This is a genomic window from Gemmatimonadales bacterium (genome assembly GCA_036265815.1).
Lineage (GTDB): Bacteria > Gemmatimonadota > Gemmatimonadetes > Gemmatimonadales > GWC2-71-9 > CAVVWJ01.
This window is the reverse complement of sequence record DATAOI010000029.1, coordinates 1-15,542: the sequence shown is the minus strand read 5'-3', so window position 1 is coordinate 15,542 and position 15,542 is coordinate 1. Positions and strand designations below refer to the sequence as shown.

Genomic DNA, 15,542 nt, shown 5'->3' with positions numbered 1-15,542 from the left:
GATCTTCCACGAGTTCGGGTGGTCGCCTGACGATTGGGACAAGGTCGCGGCCGGGACTGTCGCGGGGCACATCATCGAGTGCGGCGCGCAGGCGTCCGGCGGCAACCTGCTCAAGGGCTGGCGCACGGTGAAGGGGTTGGCCGACCCGGGATTTCCGATCGTCGAAGCGTCGGCGGACGGCAGCTTCGTCATCACCAAGCATCCCGGCACCGGCGGCGTGGTGTCCGTGCCCTCGGTGACCGAGCAGCTGGTCTACGAAATGGGTGACCCGCGCAGCTACATCACCCCCGACGGCGTCGCCGACTTCACCACGATCGGTCTCGTGCCTGCCGGCCGGGACCGCGTTCGGGTGAGCGGCATCCGCGGAGGGCCCCGGACGCCGTTTCTCAAAGTGTCGATCGCCTACTTCTACGGCTACAAGTCGGTCGGCACCCTGGTGTACGCCTGGCCTGAGGCGCATGCCAAGGCCAAGGCGGCCGACAGGATCCTCCGCCAGCGGCTGGCCCAGCTCGGTCTCGAGTTCGAGCAGATTCTCACCGAGTTCGTGGGAGTGGATGCCACCCACGGGCGGCTGGCCGGCCCCGCTGACCCCGACCTGCCGGAGGTGCAGCTCCGGGTCGGCGTGCGGGCCCGGGAGCGCGCCCCGGTCGAGCGGTTCGCCCGGGAGATCGCGCCGCTGGTGCTGACCGGACCGCCCAGCGTCACCGGGTTCGCCGGCGGCCGGCCGGCGGTCGAGGAGGTCGTGGCCTACTGGCCGGCGCTCATCGACCGCCGGGAGATCGAGCCTCACGTGCGGGTCGACATCCTGGAGGCGTGAGGATGGCCAAAGCGACCGCCGGCCGCCGCCCGTCCACCCGACCGCTCCAGCTCCGGTACCTGGCGCATGCCCGCTCGGGGGACAAGGGCAACACGGCCAACGTGGGGCTCATCGCGCTGGAGCCGGAGTATTATCCTTTATTGCAGCGGGAGGTCACCACCGCTCGGGTGGCCCGGCACTTCAGGGGCATGGTGAGCGGGGTCGAGCGGTTCGAGCTGCCCAATCTCGGTGCGCTCAACTTCCTGCTCCATGGTGCGCTCGACGGAGGTGGCACCATCTCGCTCAAGACTGACGCACAGGGCAAGGTCTACTCGACCGCACTGCTCCGGATGGAGATCCCGGTGCCGGCGGCGCTGGCCCGCCGTCTCCTGGCAGGCGCCTGATGGGCGGCTCGCTCGAGGTGTCGCTCCGTGATCGGGTTCTGGCCCTCACCCTGGATCGCCCGGACAAGCGGAACGCGCTCGACCGTGGATTGATCGACGCGCTTCATCACCAGCTCGAGCGGGCGGAGCTCGACGCCGACGTCAGGGTGGTGCTGCTGGCCGGCGCGGGAAAGGACTTCTGCGCCGGAGCGGATCTCGAGGAGTTGCTCGCGTCCGCGGACCACAGCCCGGGGGAGAACGAGGCATCGGCGCTGCGGCTGGGGTCGCTCTTCACCCGGATCCGCCATATGGTCAAGCCTGTGATCGCCAAGGTGCAGGGTCGTGCCCTGGCCGGTGGCGCCGGGCTGGTGACCGCCTGTGACATCGCCGTGGCTGGAGCGGGGGCGCAGCTCGGCTACCCGGAGGTGCAGCGCGGGTTCGTGCCGGCCATGGTCATGAGTCTGCTGCGGCGGCTCACCGGGGAAAAGACCGCGCTGGACCTGGTGCTCACCGGCCGAACCCTTTCGGCGGACGAGGCGCGGGCGGCCGGACTGCTTGCGCGCGTGGTTCCCGACGGCCGTCTCGACGCCGAGGTCGATGAGCTCGTTCACCAGCTGGCCGAGTCGAGCGGCACCGCACTGGCGCTCACCAAGCATCTCTTTTTCCAGCTCGACAACACCTCCTTCGACGCCGGCGTCACGCTTGGCGCTCGAGTGAACGCACTCGCCCGGGCCACACCCGAGTGCCGGGACGCCATCGCTCGCTTCCTCAAGAAATGAACCGGCTGCGCCTGGGGTTGGCACTGGCGGGGATCGCGCTTGCCGTGGTGGCCGTCGCGCTCGACCAGGGGCGGCTCGGGTGGGCGGCGATCGCGCTGCTCGCGGGCGCGGTGATCGTGCGCCTGCTGCAGCGCCGCGGGAGCGATACTGGCCCCACTGACTCGTCGGTGTGATGCCGCTCACATGGAAGGACTCCCCGCTCCGCTACTTTGAGCGCGGCCGCTGTCGAGCGGCCGAGCGATCGGGCTACAGGACGGCCAATTGTCCATCCCGCGCTGCACGCAGAATCCCCGGATCTGAAGGAGGAGCGTTTATGCGGGTGCTGTCAAAGCGTCTACTGGCGGTGGGAACGGCCCTGGCGTTCGGGGCGCCGATCGCTTCGGCTCAGATGCCGGTTCAGTTTGGGCTCGGCGGCGGAGTCACCATCCCGAGCGGCTCGACCAGCGACGGACTGAAGACCGGGTGGCACGGCATGGGCCTGATTCAGTTCAAGCCGGCGGCCAGTCCGGTCGGGTTCCAAATCGATGGTGCCTATCAGCAGCTCAAATTCGATGGGGGCGGCGGGAAGGATCAGATCATCGACGGCACCGGAAACGTGGTGTACACGTTTCAGGTCTCCCCCGAGACCAAGTTCCGTCCCTACCTGATCGGTGGTGCCGGAGTCTATAACATCAAGGCCAAGCCGGACTTTGGCGGGTCCTTCTCGGACACCAAGTTCGGCCTCAATGCCGGGGCGGGGTTCAATGTCCAGGCGTCGGGCGTGGGATTGTTCGTCGAGGGCCGCTTCCACAACGTCTTCGTCACGGGCTCGGACTTTCACTTCATTCCGATCACGGCGGGGGTGCGGTTCGGCGGGAGCTGAGCGCTCCGCTCTGGATCAGACCGCCAGCAATCAAGCCGTCCCGCAGTCCCGGGGGCGGCTTGTGCGTGCGTGGTAATGGCCATCGCAACGTAGAATCGAGAGCGCTCGGCGCCGCGGCGGCTCGCACCTTGGGTCATGACCGCTCCCTTGATCGAAGCCCGGCGCCTGCTCCAGCATCATTTCGGGTACGCCGATTTTCGCTCGGCCCAAGTGCCGGTCATCGACTCCGTGCTGGCCGGCCGCGACACCCTGGCCGTGCTCCCCACGGGCGGCGGCAAGTCGATTTGCTTTCAGGTGCCCGCGCTGGTTCTGGGCGGCGTCACCATCGTCGTCTCCCCGCTCATCGCCTTGATGCAGGATCAGGTCGCCGCCGCGGTGGCGCGGGGCATTCCCGCGGCCGGCCTGCACAGCTCGCTGGGCAGGGAAGAGCAGGATGCCGTCTGGGCCTCGCTCCGCAGCGGCGAGCTCAAGCTCCTCTACGTCTCGCCGGAACGACTTGCCCGGTTGGCGCCGCAACTCGCCGCGGCGGGTATCCGCCCCGCGCTTCTCGCGGTGGATGAAGCCCATTGCATCGCGGAGTGGGGCTTCGATTTCCGCCCCAGCTACCGGCTCCTCCGAACGGCGCGCTCCCGGCTGGGACGCCCTCCAGTAGTCGCGCTGACCGGAAGCGCTACCCCTCAAGTCCGCGAGGAGATCGGCCGCTCGCTCGGGTTCGTGCCTGGCCACTGTGCTGTCCACCTCGGCTCGTTCGACCGGTCCAACCTCTGGTTCGGCGTGGTGCCCACGCGCGACGAGCGCCACCGCCTGCGCGCGCTGCTCGACCTCCTGCAGGGCGATGACCGGATGGCCATCGTGTATGCGCCAACCCGGAACACCACCGAGGCCATCGCCCGCGCGCTCCGGGATGGTGGTCACCGCGCGGCGCCGTACCATGCCGGACTCACCAAGGAGCGCCGCGCAGTCACGCTGGGGGAGTTCCTGGAGGATCGGGTCGATGTCGTGGTGGCCACCTGCGCCTTCGGGATGGGCATCGACAAGCCGGATATCCGCCTGGTGGTCCATTGGACCCTGCCCGCCACGCCCGAGGCATACTATCAGGAGGCCGGCCGGGCCGGCCGGGATGGGGAGCCTGCCCGCTGCGTCCTCCTCTGGCGCAAGGGAGACGCCGATCTTCACCGCCGGCAGCTCGACGTCACCTTCCCGCCCAGCACCCTGCTCGAGCGACTCTGGCGTGGCGGGGCGGACCTGCGTGGCGTGCCCCGCAACATCCTCGACTCTGCCGAACGGCTGCGGCATGAGCTGCGTCCCGATCGAGGGCCGGTCGACTGGGGACCGGTGCGTGAACGGCGCCGGCGCGCCGAGGCCCGCATCGCCGCCATGGAGGCGTACGCCCGCGGCAATGCCTGTCGCCGGCGCGTGCTGGTCGGCTATTTCGGCGAGCAGCTCGAACATTGCGAGGGCTGCGATCGCTGTGGCCAGCGTGTCCGCACGCCCCCGCTCGGTCCCGTTGTGGCGGCACGTCTCGCCCGGCTCCGCGCGGCGCTGGCTTCCCGCCGCGGCCCCTGGGGCGGGGCGCTGCTCGAGCCGGATATCCTGCTTCGCCTCGCCCGGCGTCCGCCGGCCAGTGCTGCGGCGCTGGCGGAAGTGCCCGGCATAGGTCCCGCTCTCGCCGAGCGGCTCGGTGGGACGATTCTTCGGGCGCTGGGCACGCTGCCCGCGGCCGCCGTGCCGAGCTCCCCGCAGACGCCATTGCGTGCCGCGCTCGAGACCTGGCGCTCGCGTGCCGCCGCCCAGATGGGCGTCGCCCCGTACCTCATTCTCGCCGATGGCGCACTGGAGACCCTGGCCACCGCCGCTCCCCAAGAGGACGCCTCCGCGCTCCGCCTGGCCGGGCTCGGTCCTCGTGCGCGGCGGAAGTTCGGGGCAGACCTCCTGCGCCTGTTACGGCTATGGCGTCCTCTCGACCTCGGGCTGTCGGAGTGAGGCCCCGCTTGTGGCGCGCCGTGTTTCTGCCTTCCTGTTGAGCTACTTGCTTACTCTCAAGAAGACGATCGCAGTCACCGGTGCCGCCTGCCGCTCTTCCGTCGTCACATTGCTGGTAAAAAGGGCGCCGGCGGAGACCTCGGCCTTGCCCGGCACCAAGCGCCCGTTCTCGCCGACCACCTCGCCTTCCCAGGAGGTCACACCGTCGCAATCGGAGGAGGCGAAGAGGGACCCTTGGGACGCAACCACTTTGCGTTGTTGGACCTCGCCTCCGAGCTCAAAGAAGGCGCTTTGTGAGCAGGTGACGGTCCCGGTGATCGTCGCGACGCCGGTCCGGGGATTCACGGTTCCCACCGGGTCGATCGTCACGCCAGCTTCCAGCGACTGATCCACCCGAAAGGCGAGATTGCCGCCCGGGTCTTCGCCATTTGGTCCCACCACGAGGAAGTACGTCTCGCCCGCGAGCGCCTCGAAGGTCAGGCTTCCAGGCAGGAAGTTGCAGGCGACGCGAGTCAGGTTGCCGCGCGTACCGGTGTAGACGAAGACGTTCGGATCGAAGTCGCTGCCGACAGTGCTGGCGTTGATTCGCAGGTTCTGGGTGGGGCTGAACCGGTACCATACCGTGTGCCCACCGATACTGTTGAAGCCGCAGGTCTCGTCGTCGAGCGGATCGTCCGCCGCGGTCGTGGCTTCGCTGGTGTTGAGGCTGCTGGTGAAGGGCAGCGCGGTGATGGCGATGGCGTTGTCGAAGTCGTCGTTTGCCGGGATCGCCTGGAGCGAGACATCGAGCTGAGCTCCCCTCACGCCAGCGCTGTCAGCGGGACCGGTGGCGAGATCCTTTGCACAGCCTGTCATTGGAATGGCCATCACTCCGACCAACAGAGTCGCCGCGAGCGCCCTGATCAGGGAATCCATTGGTTTTCTGCCCTCCCTGTGGGTGTGGCATGAGGGTGTACCAAGCTCGCGCCCCCGGCTTGGGTGGAATGGCGACATGGACTGCGGGCGTCGCGTGCTGAATGGGGAGGTATGCGTGGTGGAGACGGGGCCCGTGGCCCGATAGTAGGGTCGACCGAGGGCTCTGCAACTAAGGTACGCGAGGTGCAGCAGGGCGATAGAGGCAAAATGAGCCTCGTACGGGCTGATGTGCGGCAGAAAAGCCGGGAAACTGTCGCAATTCGTTCTCAGGGCTGAACAGTGGCCCTCCCCAGTCAAGCAGAAGTCAAGCGACGCCACCTCCAGCCCTGCGAGCCCTGTGTATATTGGGGCTCTATGGATGACTCCCTCTACTTCACCGAGCATCATCTCCAGGTGCGCGAGATGGTCCGTGAGTTCTCCCGGACCAGCATCGCCCCGGTCGCGCGCGAGCTGGACCGGACCTCTACGTTCCCCTGGGACAACATCAAGGCCATGGGCGAGCTCGGGCTCCTCGGCGTTCCCTGGAGCGAGGAGCTGGGCGGGGCGGGGATGGACCAGCTGTCGTACTACATCACCATCCACGAGATGGCCAAGGTGGATGCCAGTCACGCACTCACCATCAGCGCCCACACCAACCTCGGCACCTCGCCCATCGTCGAGTTCGGCACCGCGGAGCAGAAGCGGCGCTACGTCCCGCTTCTCGCCTCTGGCCGGGTCCTCGGTGGGTTCGGCCTGACCGAGCCCGGCGCCGGCAGCGATGCAGGCGGCACCGCTACGACCGCGGTCGACCAGGGCGATCACTATCTCCTCAACGGGTCCAAGATCTTCATCACCCACGCCGGTGTGGGTGAGATCTTCGTGGTCACAGCGCGCACCGAGCCCGGCCGGAGCAACAAGGGCATCACCAGCTTCATCGTGACCAAAGACACCGTCGACCTGCCGCTGTGTCGTGCGCTCGGGGTAGGGCACGCGGAAGACCTGCGCAAGACCCGCGGCGTCCGGGCAGGCAAGAAGCAGGACAAGATGGGCTGGCGGGCCAGCGACACCCGCGAGCTCATCTTCGAGGACGCGGTGGTGCCCAAGGAGAATCTGCTGGGTCAGCCCGGCTATGGCTTCATCAACTTCCTCAAGACCCTGGACGCGGGTCGGATCGGCATCGCGGCGCTGTCGCTGGGCATCGCCGAGGGGGCCTACGACGAGGCGATCCGCTACGCCGGCGCCCGGAAGCAGTTCGGGCGACCCATCGGGAGCTTCCAGGGGATCAACTTCCAGCTCGCCGACATGGCACTCGAGCTCGAGGCGGGCACCCATCTCCTGTATCACGCCGCCTGGCTCAAGCAGAACGGCAAGCCGTTCAAGAAGGAGGCGGCCATGGCCAAGCTCTACTGTTCCGAGCTGGCCATGCGCAACACCACCAAGGCCGTGCAGATCTTCGGCGGGTACGGGTATACCACCGAGTACCCGGTCGAGCGGATGATGCGGGATGCCAAGGTGTGTGAGATCGGGGAGGGAACCAGCGAGATTCAGCGTCTGGTCATCGCCCGCCAGATCCTGGGACAGATCGTCGACTGAGTTGCCCTAAGATCCACCGTCACATATATTTGGCGCCAGGACTGACGCGCCACCTCGCGGAATGCGGTGTCTTCGATCGTGGGGCACGCCCGCCGGGGCGGCGCGTTTCCCTGTCCCAAACAGTGCTCACGTCGGACGTTGCGCACATACATGAGGTTCGACCCCGCGGCGCGGTGCGGTGCGCCCGGAGGCCGGGCCGGATGTTCTCATCAATTCCAGATGCTGCGGCCATTCGATCCGGAGCGGGCGGTCACCGCCTCCGCCGCGGCTGAGGTCGAGCACTTTGAAGCGCGAGATCCTGATCAACGGGAGCCAGCGGGAAACCCGTCTGGCCATCCTGGAAGACGATCGGCTGGTGGAGCTCCTGGTAGATCGTCCCGACCATCGCCGCACGGTCGGGGACATCTATCTCGGCCGGGTCGAGGCGGTCCTGCCCGGCATCCAGGCGGCGTTCGTCGACATCGGTCAGGAGAAGAGCGCGTTCCTGCACGCCTCCGACCTGCTCGAGCCCGATGAAGACGAGGAGCCCGACGAGGACCCGGAGGACGAGGCCGAGCCGGCGGCCGTGGCCGAGGCTGGCGGCGCGCCGGAGGTCGAGGAGGGACCGGCGGAGCGGAAAGCGGGCTGGCGCGGCCGGGATCGCCGCCGGCGCGGACGGGGCAACGGCGCCGGCTCCACCGAGCGCGCTCCCCAGACCGAAGCCAAGCAGCGCGAGATCTCGCCCCGGCGACCCGTCCCCAACATCCAGGACATCCTCAAGAAGGGCCAGACCCTCCCGGTTCAGGTCACCAAGGAGCCCATCAGCACCAAGGGCTGCCGCGTCACCGCCCAGATCTCCCTGCCGGGCCGCTTCCTGGTCTATATGCCGTACGCCTCCAAGGTGGGGGTGAGCCGGAAGATCGAGAGCCGGGAGCAGCGCGCCAAGCTCCGTGAGATGGTCACCAAGCTGTTGCCCAAGGACTCCGGCGGCGTGATCGTCCGGACCGTGGCCGAGGGGGTGACTGAGGAGCACTTCCGCCGGGAGATCGATTCGCTGCTCGCGCTGTGGAAGAAGATCAACCGCAAGAAGACTTTCGTACGCCGGGCGCCGGCGCTGCTGCAGCGCGAGACCAGCCTCACCCGGGGCATCATCCGCGACCTCTTCAGCGCCAAGGTGGATGCGCTGTACGTCGACTCGAAGGAGCTCTACAACGAGATCGAGCAGTACCTGAACCAGATCGATCCCGACCTCCTCAGCCGGGTGCAATTCTACACCGAAGCGACCCCCCTCTTCGACAAGTTCGACATCGAGTCCGAGATCCGTGACTTGTTCAAGGCGCGGGTCGAGCTTCCCACCGGCGGCTCCCTCATCATTCAGCCGACCGAGGCGTTGATCAGCATCGACGTGAACACCGGCCGGTACACCGGGAAGAAGGACCCGGAAAAGACCATCCTCCGGACCAACCTCGAGGCCGCCCGGGAGATCGCGCGCCAGATCCGCTTGCGTGACATCGGCGGGATCATCGTCTGCGACTTCATCGACATGGAGACCCGGACCAACCGGGAGAAGGTGCTCCAGGAGCTCCGCACCCACCTCGGCCGCGACCGCGCCCGTACCAAGGCCCTGGCGGTCTCCGAGCTGGGACTGGTCGAGATGACCCGCCAGCGGGTCCGGCCGTCGCTCTGGCACTCCATGACGACCGACTGCCCCACCTGTGCCGGCACTGGGCGGGTCTTCACGCCGGAGGTGATCGCCCGGCGCCTGGAGCGGGCGCTCAAGCGAGCGGGTCACGAACATCGCGAGCGGCAGCTCACCGTACGGCTGCATCCGGAGGTGGCGCTCTACCTGCTGGAAGAGGAGCCCAAGCTGCTGCAGACTCTCTCCAAGCTCACCAACCTCGACCTCGAGCTCCGGGACGACCCGATGATCCGGCTGGACGAGTTCCGGCTCATGAGCCGGCCGGCCGGGCGGGACGTGACCGACCTCTACGCGGTGGCCTGACCTCACACCACTCCCTTGTCACAAGCGCTGCCGCCGTATATGTTTGCAGGCTGGCGATCAGACTACCTCAGTCCACGGATTTCTCATGTACGCGATTTTCCGAGCCGCCGGAAAGCAGTTTCGAGCGGAGAAGGGCAAGACGTTGCGTCTCCCGCTGATGGAGGCCGCGGCCGGCTCCAAGGTCACCTTCGACGAGGTGCTGCTCTCGTCCGATGGCGACACCATCCGGGCCGGGGCACCACTGGTGGCCGGGGCCAAGGTCGAGGCCGAGGTGGTGGGGGAGGGCAAGGAGCCCAAGATCTACGTGTTCAAGTTCAAGCGGAGGAAGAACTACCGCCGCAAGACCGGGCATCGGCAGCGCTACACCGAAGTCCGCATCACCGACCTGACGCTGGGCTGAGGCAACCATGGCACACAAGAAAGGCGTCGGCTCCAGCCGGAACGGCCGGACCAGCAATCCCCAGTACCTGGGCGTGAAGCACTTCGGTGGCGAGCGGGTGGTGGCCGGGAACATCCTGGTGCGCCAGCGCGGCACCAAGTTCCATGCCGGCAAGAACGTCCGCCGGGCCAACGATGACACGCTGTTCGCCCTGGTGGACGGCGTGGTCAAGTTCGAGTATCGGGACAAGGACCGGAAGAAGATCTCGGTCTATCCCGTCACCGAGGGCGCCGCCAGCTGATCCGGCAAGTCATCGGAGCCTGAAGCACGGGGGCGCGGCGTACGCCGCGCCCCTTCTCGTGTGTGCTTATCATTCGGACTCAATCACGCTGACCGGGAGGATCTCATGACCAAGTCCGGCCTGTTCGACCGGCTGAATCAGGAGCTCGAGGCATTGGGCAAGAAGGCCCAGGCCGCACTGGACGAAGGCAAGCTGCAGTTCGAGCTGTTGCGGCTCCGCCGCAAGCAGGACAACGCGGCACGGGACCTGGGCCTGTTGATTCATCGGCGGGAGCGCGGGAGCGAGGTCGATCAGCGCCGGGTGGACGGCCTGCTACTGCGGCTGGATGATCTCCAGGGCGAGATCGCTCGCCTGGAGCAGCAGGTGGCCCAGGATCGAGAACACAGGCGCCAGACGCCGGAAGTGGCCACGACGCCTCACTGACCCGGATCAGATCCGGGACACCTCGTCGTTGCGCGCCGCCAGCGTCACTCGGATGCGATCAGGGTAGTTCCCGCACAGTCCATCGACGCCGAGCCGCACCAGCCGCTCTAGGTCTCCGATCTCGTTCACGGTCCAGGCCACCAGGGTGCAATCGGCCGCATGCACCCGACTCACCAGGTCCCGGTCGACCTGACGCCAATCCTGCCAGAGGGTGGTGGCACCGACCGCGCGCATCGCACTCACCGGGTCGTCGTGATGGTCCGAGAGTAGAATGCCGCGGCGGAGGCCGGGACGCGACTGCCCCAGCCGCTGAATGATCCGGTGATCGAAGCTGTGCACCGCGTAGCGGTGCGGCGCGGGACCTCGGTCGATCGCCTCCATGAGCGCCTGGTCATGCGCCCCGGGCAGGTCCTTCACCTCCACCCATACATCCCGGTCGCCAACCAGATCGAGAATCTCCGAGAGGAGGGGCAGCGTCTCCCCGTTGGGGATACGCACCTGCCGCGCCGTGGCCCGGGTGAGCAGTGCGATGGGCCCGACACCGGGGATCTCCGGGTCGTGGTAGACCACGAGGGTGCCGTCCCCCGTGGCATGGACATCCAGCTCCACCCCGTCCGCATCGAGCATGACGGCACGGCGGAAGGCCGCGCGGGAGTTCTCGTATTCGTATCCGGAAGCCCCGCGGTGGGCGATGACGCTAGGGCGTGACATGGGGCCTAAGATAGTGCGGCTTAACGAAGTCGTCCAACCGACGTCCACAGGGTTCGCGAGCTCCTGATCTGGCATCCGCCGCTCCGGCGGATCTCCGCCTGCGCTGCCCCGCCGACCGCTGTAGATTCCCTCCGTCCCCTCCTCAAGGATACGCGATGCGGTGCCGGTCGCTGCTGATGCTCCCCCTCCTGCTCTCACCGGCTGTGGCCCTGGGCAAGACGCTCACCCCGGTGCTCGACCCCGCGTGGACCGAGCAGGTCCTCCGATTCCTCACCAGCCCCATCATCTCCCCGCTGCTCCTCTCCATCGGCGTGCTAGGCCTGCTGTTCGAGGTCAAGGCCGGCGTCTTCGGGCTCGGCGGGCTGCTGAGCCTGGTCTCGCTGGGACTCTTCTTCGGATCGAGCTTCGCTCTGGGACTTGCCGGTTGGGAAGTGGTCCTGCTCCTTGGACTCGGTCTGCTGGCGCTGGCGGTCGAGGCGTTCGTCATTCCCGGCTTCGGAGCTGCGGGAATTCTCGGCGCGACGGCGCTGGCCGCGGCCATCGTGCTCGCCCTGATCGGCGGCTCGCCCACCACCGCGGACGTCATGCAGGCATTCGCGGTGCTGGGGGCCAGCGTGGTCATCACCCTCGCGGTCGCCTACGCCTGGCTCCGCCATCTGCCTTCCAGCGGACGGTTCAGCAGCCTCTTCCTTCGCGGGGGAGCGGCGCAGGCCGACGGGTACGTCGCCGCGTTGCGGCGGGGAGATTTGGTCGGTCTCGACGGTGTGGCCGTCACCGATCTCCGCCCGGCCGGTGCCGCCCAGTTCGGGGTGGAGCGGGTCGACGTCGTGACCGAGGGAGAGTACGTCCCGCAGGGCACCCCGGTTCGCGTGGTCAGAAGCGAAGGCTATCGGCACATCGTCCGGGGTCTCACCTGAGTCCGGTCTTTCTCTTTCTTCCGAGGATCCTGTCGTGGATGAGTCGACGCTGAGTCTGGGTGTGGTGCTCGCGCTGGTGTTCATCGCCATCATCATCCTGGTGATCTTCTTCCAGTTCATCCCCTTCGGGCTCTGGCTGACGGCGTTCTTCTCCGGCGTGCGGGTGTCGTTCTTCACCCTGTTCGGTATGCGCTTCCGCCGGGTCGATCCCAAGGCGATCGTGTTCCCCCTGATCAGCTCGCACAAGGCGGGCATCGTGCTTGGAGTGAACGATCTCGAGGGCCACTACCTGGCGGGCGGTAACGTCCAGCGCGTGGTCAATGCGCTGATCTCGGCAGACAAGGCGGGCATCGCGCTGACCTATAAGCAGGCCACGGCGATCGATCTCGCCGGCCGGGACGTCTTCGAGGCGGTGCAGGTGAGCGTCAATCCCAAGGTGATCACCACGCCCAAGGTGGCGGCAATGGCCAAGGACGGGATTCAGCTCCTCGCGCTCGCCCGAGTCACCGTCCGGGCCAACATCAACCGGCTGGTGGGCGGCGCAGGTGAGGAGACCATTCTGGCCCGGGTGGGTGAGGGGATCGTCAGCACCATCGGCTCGGCCGTCTCCCACAAGGCGGTGCTGGAGAACCCCGATCTCATCTCCAAGACGGTGCTCGCCAAAGGACTCGACGCTGGCACCGCGTTCGAGATCCTCTCGATCGACATCGCCGATGTGGACGTGGGCAAGAACATCGGCGCCGAGCTGCAGACCGACCAGGCCGAGGCGGACAAGCGGATCGCGCAGGCCAAGGCGGAGGAGCGGCGCGCTCTGGCAGTGGCCGTCGAACAGGAGTTCAAGGCGGAGGCCCAGAACCAGCGGTCCAAGGTGATCGCCGCGGAGGCACAGGTCCCGCTGGCCATCGCCGAAGCCTTCCGGAGCGGGAACCTGGGCGTGATGGATTACCAGCGATATCGAAACGTCCAGGCCGACACCACCATGCGCCAGGCGATCGCCGGCAGCACCGACGGCGCGCCCGCCGGTGAAGGCTGACCGATGGACAACAAGGGCCTGATCCTGATGGGCGTCGTCTGGTTCCTCTTCAATCTGTTTGCGAGGAAGAAGCGCCCGCCGGCCCGCCCCACGGATCAGCCGCGCCCGACGCCCGGGACAGCACGACCGCTCCCGCGGCCCATGAAGATCGACGCCACCCAGCGGGAAGGGAGTCAGCTCGAGCTGCTGCTCCGTCAGCTCGGCCGCACGCTCGACCAGGCCGGCGGGCCACTCGGCCGCCTGCCCGACCGGCCGATTCCGCCGGCTGCGGAGCAGGAGGAGCGCGAGTCGCTGGAGGTGATGCCGGTCTCGAGGAGTTTGGAGACGGACGTCGCCCGGAGCAGCCGAGTGACGGTGGACCAGGACGATGAAGCCGAACGGGTGATCGCCCGGCGTGTGGCGGATGCGGAGAATCGTATCGGGGGCCGCACGAAGGCCGATCACCTGGCCTTCGACCAGCGAATCAGGCAGCAGCCCGCCGACAAGACCTCGACCAGCGGCTACACCGCGCGCAAGCTGCGGCAAGCGGTGGTGTGGCGCGAGATCCTGGACCCGCCGGTCTCACTGCGAGATTCCGTCGACCCCTGAGCCGAGCCAGCGGCCTCAGGCGAAGCGCTCCTGGTACGCCGCCATCGCCTGGGTGATGGCGTTCCGCGCCGCCTCGGCGCCCTCGAAGCCGCGGGTGACCGTGCGGGTGCCTTCCAGATCCTTGTACACCTGGAAGAAGTGCTCGATCTCCTTGAGGTAGTGCGGCGGAACGTCGTCCAGCCCGTTGATGCCATCCGAGTACGGGTCGCCGAGCGGGACGGCGAGCACCTTCTCGTCCGCCGCGCCGCGGTCGACCAGGTGGAACAGGCCGATCGGTCTGGCATCCACCAAGCAGCCGGTGAACACCGGGATCGTCATCAGCACCAGCACGTCGAGCGGGTCGCCGTCATCGCCCAGGGTGCGGGGCAGGAAACCGTAGTCACCCGGATAGTGGACGGCGCTGTAGAGCACCCGATCCAGGCGGAAGACGCCGAGCTGCTTGTCCAGCTCGTACTTGTTGCGCTCGTTGGTGGGGATCTCGATCACGGCCGTGACTGCGGCGGGCGCGTCGCGACCCGTGGGGATGTCGTGCCAGGGGTGAAAGCCGCGGGGTTGAACGACGGGCACAGTCGAGTCCGGGTGAGGGTGGGGGAATACTATCGGGGCCCGGACCCTCGACCAAGTACCTCGATCGGCTTGCCCGGTACCTTCGCCGGGGCGATGTTACCCGCTCGGCCCGAGTGGCGGAACGGCAGACGCAGTGGACTCAAAATCCACCGGGGGCAACCCCGTGCGAGTTCGAATCTCGCCTCGGGCACTTGGAGTTAGGCCCTAGCCTTCAACTACTTTCTCGATCCGCTGAGGGACAGACTGAGGGACGCCCAGCACTTTGGCGATCGCTTGGCTGTTCCTGGTCCTTTCCGCCCGCCTCCGATACCGCTGCGTCATATAGCTGGTCGAGTGGCCCATGTACCGCTGCACGTCGACATCGGCGATCCCCTGGTCGAGCGTCCACTGCCCATGGCAGTGCCGGAGGTCGTGGAGCCGGACGCGCGGCACCTCGGCGCGATCGCACGCCGCATACCACATCTCCCGCAGCCAGTCACGACTCAGGGTGACCGGAACCGCCCGGTCAATCCAGGGGTAGAGCTCAGGATCTACCGGTAGCACCCGAAGGCTCCACTTGTTCTTTGCCCGGCGCCGGATCGCCACGCTCGTAGTGAGCGGCCGCAGATCCTCACGCTTGAGCTGGAGCAATTCACCCGACCGGCACCCGAGCACGGCCAGCGCCACAAAGAACGGCCGGACTTCCTCCCGGAGTAGCCCCACCACGCGCCAGAACGCTTCCGGCGTGAGGTCGGGCTCGCGGTCGATCTCCTGCCGGCTGGGGAAGTTCTTGAGCACTGCGAGCCGAAAGGGGTGGGCTTCGGCTTCGAGGAGCACCGTGAGGGTCCGCGACACCGCCCGGCGAAGGTGGTTCCAATGGGCCGGAGACCGCTGCCATACCTGCTCCAGCGCGCGCCAGTCTACATGGAGGAGGTCGCTGAGCCTGGCCCCCTCTGACAGTACACCTGACACGCGAAGCGCATTCCAGGCCATCCGATATCGCCGCTTGGTCACGGCGTCGCAGCTCATGCGAGAGACCGTGGCCTCGACGGTTGACCAGAGGGGCCGATCTGCCACGAGCCCCGCCGCGGCCTCGTGCAGTCGCTCACGGCGGTCTGCGTCGACCAGCTCCGCCGAGGTGATTCGTCCTTGCTTTAGCGCCCTTAGCAGGTCAAGCCGACCTTGCTCATAGAGCTTCGTTAGGAGCGCATCCCGGCGGCGGAAGTCCGTCAGCTTTGTGGTCCCGCTTGAGCATTGGATTCGTCCGACGCCACGAAAGAGTCGATCGAACCGGAAGCAGCCGCTCTTGCTGGTGCGGTTCGGGCTCACGCGGCCTCCTCACTGCGACGGAGCTCAATCCAGCGCCGCACGTC

Annotated in this window: 18 protein-coding genes and 1 tRNA gene; 15 read left to right on the top strand and 4 right to left on the bottom strand. The window is 67.4% G+C overall.

Annotated elements, in window-relative coordinates:
* The 6 genes from VHR41_06105 to VHR41_06080 form a co-directional block, all read left to right on the top strand.
* Window positions 1–817: acyclic terpene utilization AtuA family protein (locus VHR41_06105; GenBank protein HEX3233749.1), on the top strand; the 817-nt coding region annotated here is incomplete at its 5' end.
* A 2-nt stretch (window positions 818–819) separates the two neighbouring features.
* Window positions 820–1,200: a hypothetical protein gene (locus VHR41_06100; GenBank protein HEX3233748.1), complete on the top strand. Its 381-nt coding sequence runs from the start codon at window positions 820–822 to the stop codon at window positions 1,198–1,200.
* Window positions 1,200–1,958: an enoyl-CoA hydratase-related protein gene (locus tag VHR41_06095; GenBank protein HEX3233747.1), complete on the top strand. Its 759-nt coding sequence runs from the start codon at window positions 1,200–1,202 to the stop codon at window positions 1,956–1,958. The genes VHR41_06100 and VHR41_06095 overlap by 1 nt, the downstream gene beginning before the upstream one ends.
* Window positions 1,955–2,131, top strand: a complete 177-nt coding sequence (locus tag VHR41_06090; protein ID HEX3233746.1) for a hypothetical protein — start codon at window positions 1,955–1,957, stop codon at window positions 2,129–2,131. Before VHR41_06095 ends, VHR41_06090 begins: the two co-directional genes overlap by 4 nt.
* 140 nt (window positions 2,132–2,271) lie before the next feature.
* The gene (locus VHR41_06085) at window positions 2,272–2,820 is read left to right on the top strand and encodes an outer membrane beta-barrel protein (protein HEX3233745.1); all 549 of its coding nucleotides are present in this window, start codon (window positions 2,272–2,274) and stop codon (window positions 2,818–2,820) included.
* Between the two features lie 135 nt (window positions 2,821–2,955).
* The gene (locus tag VHR41_06080) at window positions 2,956–4,803 is read left to right on the top strand and encodes a RecQ family ATP-dependent DNA helicase (GenBank protein ID HEX3233744.1); all 1,848 of its coding nucleotides are present in this window, start codon (window positions 2,956–2,958) and stop codon (window positions 4,801–4,803) included.
* 42 nt (window positions 4,804–4,845) lie between these two features.
* On the opposite strand, the gene VHR41_06075 is transcribed toward VHR41_06080, so the two are convergent.
* On the bottom strand, window positions 4,846–5,658 hold the full coding sequence (locus VHR41_06075; protein ID HEX3233743.1) for a hypothetical protein: 813 nt from the start codon (window positions 5,656–5,658) through the stop codon (window positions 4,846–4,848).
* A 414-nt stretch (window positions 5,659–6,072) separates the two neighbouring features.
* Here VHR41_06075 and VHR41_06070 point away from each other — a divergent pair, with 414 nt between their 5' ends.
* From VHR41_06070 to VHR41_06050, 5 genes are all read left to right on the top strand, one after another.
* The gene (locus VHR41_06070; protein ID HEX3233742.1) at window positions 6,073–7,290 is read left to right on the top strand and encodes an acyl-CoA dehydrogenase; all 1,218 of its coding nucleotides are present in this window, start codon (window positions 6,073–6,075) and stop codon (window positions 7,288–7,290) included.
* Between the two features lie 283 nt (window positions 7,291–7,573).
* Window positions 7,574–9,271 carry an Rne/Rng family ribonuclease gene (locus tag VHR41_06065; GenBank protein HEX3233741.1) on the top strand — a complete coding sequence of 566 codons (1,698 nt, stop codon included), beginning with the start codon at window positions 7,574–7,576 and terminating at the stop codon, window positions 9,269–9,271.
* 85 nt (window positions 9,272–9,356) lie between these two features.
* Window positions 9,357–9,671, top strand: coding sequence for a 50S ribosomal protein L21 (rplU, locus tag VHR41_06060; protein ID HEX3233740.1), 315 nt, complete (start codon window positions 9,357–9,359; stop codon window positions 9,669–9,671).
* A 7-nt stretch (window positions 9,672–9,678) separates the two neighbouring features.
* Window positions 9,679–9,951: a 50S ribosomal protein L27 gene (rpmA, locus tag VHR41_06055; protein ID HEX3233739.1), complete on the top strand. Its 273-nt coding sequence runs from the start codon at window positions 9,679–9,681 to the stop codon at window positions 9,949–9,951.
* Window positions 9,952–10,056: 105 nt separating this feature from the next.
* On the top strand, window positions 10,057–10,374 hold the full coding sequence (locus VHR41_06050; GenBank protein ID HEX3233738.1) for a hypothetical protein: 318 nt from the start codon (window positions 10,057–10,059) through the stop codon (window positions 10,372–10,374).
* Window positions 10,375–10,380: 6 nt separating this feature from the next.
* Here VHR41_06050 and VHR41_06045 read toward each other — a convergent pair whose 3' ends face one another.
* Window positions 10,381–11,085, bottom strand: coding sequence for a glycerophosphodiester phosphodiesterase (locus VHR41_06045; GenBank protein ID HEX3233737.1), 705 nt, complete (start codon window positions 11,083–11,085; stop codon window positions 10,381–10,383).
* Between the two features lie 155 nt (window positions 11,086–11,240).
* On the opposite strand from VHR41_06045, the gene VHR41_06040 reads away from it, so the two are divergent.
* From VHR41_06040 to VHR41_06030, 3 genes are read left to right on the top strand one after another with little or no spacing between them, the layout of a single operon-like run.
* Window positions 11,241–12,002 (top strand): NfeD family protein, encoded by a 762-nt coding sequence (locus tag VHR41_06040; protein HEX3233736.1) that lies wholly within the window; start codon window positions 11,241–11,243, stop codon window positions 12,000–12,002.
* A gap of 34 nt (window positions 12,003–12,036) precedes the next feature.
* Window positions 12,037–13,035: a flotillin-like protein FloA gene (gene floA, locus VHR41_06035; protein HEX3233735.1), complete on the top strand. Its 999-nt coding sequence runs from the start codon at window positions 12,037–12,039 to the stop codon at window positions 13,033–13,035.
* A gap of 3 nt (window positions 13,036–13,038) precedes the next feature.
* Window positions 13,039–13,623, top strand: coding sequence for a hypothetical protein (locus VHR41_06030; protein ID HEX3233734.1), 585 nt, complete (start codon window positions 13,039–13,041; stop codon window positions 13,621–13,623).
* 15 nt (window positions 13,624–13,638) lie between these two features.
* Here the strand turns inward: VHR41_06030 and VHR41_06025 are convergent, their stop codons facing one another.
* On the bottom strand, window positions 13,639–14,190 hold the full coding sequence (locus tag VHR41_06025; protein ID HEX3233733.1) for an inorganic diphosphatase: 552 nt from the start codon (window positions 14,188–14,190) through the stop codon (window positions 13,639–13,641).
* 107 nt (window positions 14,191–14,297) lie between these two features.
* Here VHR41_06025 and VHR41_06020 point away from each other — a divergent pair.
* Window positions 14,298–14,380, top strand: a tRNA-Leu gene (locus VHR41_06020).
* 14 nt (window positions 14,381–14,394) lie between these two features.
* Here VHR41_06020 and VHR41_06015 read toward each other — a convergent pair.
* Window positions 14,395–15,198 (bottom strand): tyrosine-type recombinase/integrase, encoded by an 804-nt coding sequence (locus VHR41_06015; GenBank protein ID HEX3233732.1) that lies wholly within the window; start codon window positions 15,196–15,198, stop codon window positions 14,395–14,397.
* Window positions 15,199–15,542: the final 344 nt, after the last annotated feature.

What these genes read in the sequence shown, in the direction of transcription:
- VHR41_06070 (HEX3233742.1), top strand. Translation starts at nt 6,073, where the DNA reads ATGGATGACTCCCTCTACTTCACCGAGCATCATCTCCAGGTGCGCGAG.
- VHR41_06030 (HEX3233734.1), top strand. Translation starts at nt 13,039, where the DNA reads ATGGACAACAAGGGCCTGATCCTGATGGGCGTCGTCTGGTTCCTCTTC.
- VHR41_06100 (HEX3233748.1), top strand. Translation starts at nt 820, where the DNA reads ATGGCCAAAGCGACCGCCGGCCGCCGCCCGTCCACCCGACCGCTCCAG.
- VHR41_06090 (HEX3233746.1), top strand. Translation starts at nt 1,955, where the DNA reads ATGAACCGGCTGCGCCTGGGGTTGGCACTGGCGGGGATCGCGCTTGCC.
- VHR41_06045 (HEX3233737.1), bottom strand. Translation starts at nt 11,085, where the DNA reads ATGTCACGCCCTAGCGTCATCGCCCACCGCGGGGCTTCCGGATACGAA.
- VHR41_06040 (HEX3233736.1), top strand. Translation starts at nt 11,241, where the DNA reads ATGCGGTGCCGGTCGCTGCTGATGCTCCCCCTCCTGCTCTCACCGGCT.
- VHR41_06015 (HEX3233732.1), bottom strand. Translation starts at nt 15,198, where the DNA reads ATGAGCTGCGACGCCGTGACCAAGCGGCGATATCGGATGGCCTGGAAT.
- VHR41_06085 (HEX3233745.1), top strand. Translation starts at nt 2,272, where the DNA reads ATGCGGGTGCTGTCAAAGCGTCTACTGGCGGTGGGAACGGCCCTGGCG.
- VHR41_06080 (HEX3233744.1), top strand. Translation starts at nt 2,956, where the DNA reads ATGACCGCTCCCTTGATCGAAGCCCGGCGCCTGCTCCAGCATCATTTC.
- VHR41_06075 (HEX3233743.1), bottom strand. Translation starts at nt 5,658, where the DNA reads ATGACAGGCTGTGCAAAGGATCTCGCCACCGGTCCCGCTGACAGCGCT.
- rpmA (HEX3233739.1), top strand. Translation starts at nt 9,679, where the DNA reads ATGGCACACAAGAAAGGCGTCGGCTCCAGCCGGAACGGCCGGACCAGC.
- VHR41_06050 (HEX3233738.1), top strand. Translation starts at nt 10,057, where the DNA reads ATGACCAAGTCCGGCCTGTTCGACCGGCTGAATCAGGAGCTCGAGGCA.
- rplU (HEX3233740.1), top strand. Translation starts at nt 9,357, where the DNA reads ATGTACGCGATTTTCCGAGCCGCCGGAAAGCAGTTTCGAGCGGAGAAG.
- VHR41_06095 (HEX3233747.1), top strand. Translation starts at nt 1,200, where the DNA reads ATGGGCGGCTCGCTCGAGGTGTCGCTCCGTGATCGGGTTCTGGCCCTC.